Genomic DNA, 3,856 nt, shown 5'->3' with positions numbered 1-3,856 from the left:
GGGACTGGAACTGCCGGAGATCCGTACGTGCTCACCAGTATTGATTCTTCCGATGGGTCCGAGACCGAAATCAACAGTAGCGCGACGGTGACAGTCGCAGGAACCGGTACAAGCGCCGATCCGTACATACTCACAAGTACAGGAGGGGCGGACGGCTCGGAAACCATCATCGATAGTGGCGCCTCAAGTGTAATAGTTTCTGGTGATGGTACCTCTGGCGATCCATATATACTGACCAATCCACCCTCAATGATAAGTGTTACTTACCCTTTAACAAATGATGGGACGGTGACTACCCCTGTTATGATTACTGCTGATGGTATCGACGCCTCCCATATAGGTACGGGTGCTGTGACCTCCGACGAGATTCTCAACGCGACCATAAACCTCGAGGATCTCGACGACATGGGCGCAACAACTACCGGGCAGGTAATCAAATGGAACCAGACCACGCCAGGATGGGAGATTGGAAACGACGAGGGAGCACTTCCAACAGGTACGCCAGGAGGTATATTCTTTTCTGATGGATCCGCTGGTTTAGATGACGACCCAACCAACCTTTCCTGGGATGCTGTCAATAATAGATTAAGATCATTCACTTTTGCTACGCCAGGGGGAAATTCCAGCCAGCCAGGCTACGGTTTCTCAACTAATAATGATTTTGACACAGGAATGTTTTGGGCCGCAAATAATGAAATTGGGTTTGCAACAGGTAGTAATGAAGCTATTCGAATCGATGCTTCTCAAAATGTAGGTATAGGCACATCAACTCCTGATACAAATAGAAAACTTCACGTAGCTGGAAATTTACAGGTAGACGGTGAAGTTTGGGTAGGTTTAACGCAAGAACATCCTGATTATGTATTTCAAAAATATTATTCGGGGAAATCAAATTTAAATCCAAGATACGATTTTAAAAAACTGACAGAAATTGAAGCCTTTATTAAAAAACACCATCACTTGCCAGGTATCAAGTCGGCAGTTCAGGTTAAAAAAGAAGGTTCATGGAATGTTAGCGAATCAAACCTACAAAACCTTGAAAAAATCGAAGAACTCTTTTTGCACACCATCAATCAAGAAAAAGAGATTAAAAAACTAAAAAACCAAAACGAAACGCTTTCCTCTGAATTGGAGACCCTTAAAAAAGATATGGCCGAAATAAAGGCCTTACTAAAAAAGTAACCGCTAATCGCAATGTTAAAGAAAATACCATATTACATACCACTCGCTGTTATCGTTCTTGCATTGCAGGTTACCAACATTTCTGCACAGTCCGCACTGTACAATTCGGGCAACCTTCGTATTCATGAAGGGGGTCAATTGGGGTTTCATACCAACCTGATCAACGATGGGGTATTTGACGAAAACAACGGGTTAGCCGGGTTTTACGGTATTGCCCCCCTGACCATTTCCGGGGCGCTGCCCCCTACCCTGTTCGATATCGAGATCTCGAACGATACCAATGTGGGGCTGAACACCGTGGTCAACGTCAGCAATAACCTAAACTTTATTGTGGGCGACTTTTTTACGCCCAAAGATGAACCGCAATACTACCTCAACTTTTTGGCCGACAGTTTTTATACCGGCGAAAGTGATATTTCAAAAGTAAACGGCTACGCCACCATTACCGACCAACAGAATTTTACGTTTCCGGTCGGTGATGGCATGCAAGTGCGGCCTCTGGTACTGCGGTCACAAAGTGTCAATGCGCTGGCCAAATGTGCCTATTTTTTCGAGAACCCCAATAACCCGTCAACGTTTACAGCGGCCTTCGATACCGAAAGTCGGCCACCGCAGTTGGGCGGGGTCAGTACCCGCGAATTTTGGCGTTTAGAGGGCAATGTGCCTTCCACCGTTCAGATGACCTGGAACGGCCGTAGCAATATGGGCGAACTCACCGATGATGTGGCCAAGATTATTGTGGTAGGTTGGAGCAAAACCACCGCACGTTGGGAAATTCTCGCCGGGGGTGCCGCTGCCGGCGACCTTGATCAAGGGGTTGTGGTTTCCGCACTTTTTGTCCCCGACGAATATGAGGCCATTACCTTTGGGGCAATGGGCGAACCACGCGATTACATTTCGCTCGACAATTACCTGATTACGCCCAATGGTGATGGGCTAAACGATGCGCTTGAAATTGCAGAATTGGAACTTTCACCGAACAATCACCTCCTGATCTATGACCGCTTCGGACTAAAGGTCTTTGAAATGACGAATTATACCAACCAATTTGTCGGCTACTCGAACGTAGATAACTTTGTTATCGGCCGCGACAAGGGACTTCCCGAAGGTGTTTATTTTTATGTCGTTTCTTTAAAAGACCTCGAACTCGACTTCCAAGGGTTCTTCTATATGGCACGTTGATTTGTCCGCTTCCCAACTCGACGAAATCCACTTTTTTAGGTCAAATTACACCGGATTATTATTTCACCACAACTTGGTGAACGTACACAACATTTTGCTTGTATTTTGTCGATGATGCGCTAATTTTATTGGAAATCTAGAGACTAAGCTGACCAACCAAGCAGATTTCAAAAAGGAATTTTCATAGCATCAGAATGGTTTCTTAGATAATGTCCCAAATGTTATCTACCATGAAATTCAATAAATTAGGATTACTTGTGCTTTTTCTTGGCGTTAATTTCCTTAGTGCCCAGGTAAAAATTGGAGCCAACCCCGATACGATCGATCCCGCTTCGATGATCGAACTGGAGAGTACCACCAAAGCACTGGTACTTAGCCGAATGTCGAACAGCCAGATGCAAACGGTAAGTCCCTTACGCGGTGCCTTGGTTTATAATACCGACACCCAATGCATACATTATTATGATGGTACACAATGGAATAACCTATGTACGCAATCGAGTTCGAAAGGCGCTGTTTCCTTTACCGACCTCGGAAACGGAAGATTTGTACTCAACGATGGAAACGGGGGTAACATCAGCTTTTACGGCGCAAAGGAAACCACCAGTACCTTGGTCGATAATTTTGATGGCACTTATACCTATACCAACGAATCAGGAAACCAGACCGTAATTTCGTTTACGGCCGGAGATAGCCAGAATTTAGAATCCGCTACCATCGATAGCAATGATATATTGACCCTTGCGATTGAAAATGGAAATTCCACTTCCGTAGATTTAAGTGCGTATGTTGATACGGACACCCACGCCGACCAGACCGAAATCGAAGGAATGGGCTTTGTTACCGGAGCACATACCGTGGATACAAATCTTTCCAAAACTGACATCGAAACTATGGGCTTTGTCGATGGTGCGCATACTATTGATACCGATACCCACGCCGACCAGACCGAAATCGAAGGCATGGGATTTGTTACCGGAGCACATACAATCGATACCGATACACAATTATCGAAAACCGATATTGAAACCATGGGATTTGTCGATGGTGCGCATACTGTTGATACCGATACGCATGCCGATCAGACCGAAATTGAGGGCATGGGGTTCGTCACCGGAGCGCATACCGTGGATACAAATCTTTCAAAAACTGACATCGAAACTATGGGCTTTGTCGACGGTGCACATACCATTGACACCGATACGCATGCCGACCAGACCGAAATTGAAGGCATGGGCTTTGTTACCGGAGCACATACCGTTGATACCAATACGCAGTTATCGAAAACCGACATTGAAACCATGGGTTTTGTGGATGGCGCGCATACTATTGACACCGACACACACGCCGACCAGACAGAAATAGAAGGTATGGGATTTGTTACTGGAGCACATACCGTTGATACAAATCTTTCCAAAACTGACATCGAAACCATGGGTTTTGTGGATGGTTCGCATACTATTGACACTCATGCCGACCAAACAGAAATTGA

The 3,856-nt window shown here is 45.5% G+C and carries 1 protein-coding gene and 2 pseudogenes; all 3 read left to right on the top strand.

The annotated features are described in order from the left end of the window. Positions 1 to 1,182: pseudogene (locus tag BLS33_RS25030) on the top strand (hypothetical protein); the annotation flags it as partial. 12 nt (positions 1,183 to 1,194) lie between these two features. After that, positions 1,195 to 2,364, top strand: coding sequence for a T9SS type B sorting domain-containing protein (locus BLS33_RS24450; RefSeq protein WP_089895956.1), 1,170 nt, complete (start codon positions 1,195 to 1,197; stop codon positions 2,362 to 2,364). A 230-nt stretch (positions 2,365 to 2,594) separates the two neighbouring features. Next, positions 2,595 to 3,856: pseudogene (locus BLS33_RS24445) on the top strand (hypothetical protein); the annotation flags it as partial.

This window comes from Kriegella aquimaris (genome assembly GCF_900103215.1).
Lineage (GTDB): Bacteria > Bacteroidota > Bacteroidia > Flavobacteriales > Flavobacteriaceae > Kriegella > Kriegella aquimaris.
This window is presented reverse-complemented; position numbering and strand designations above follow the sequence as displayed.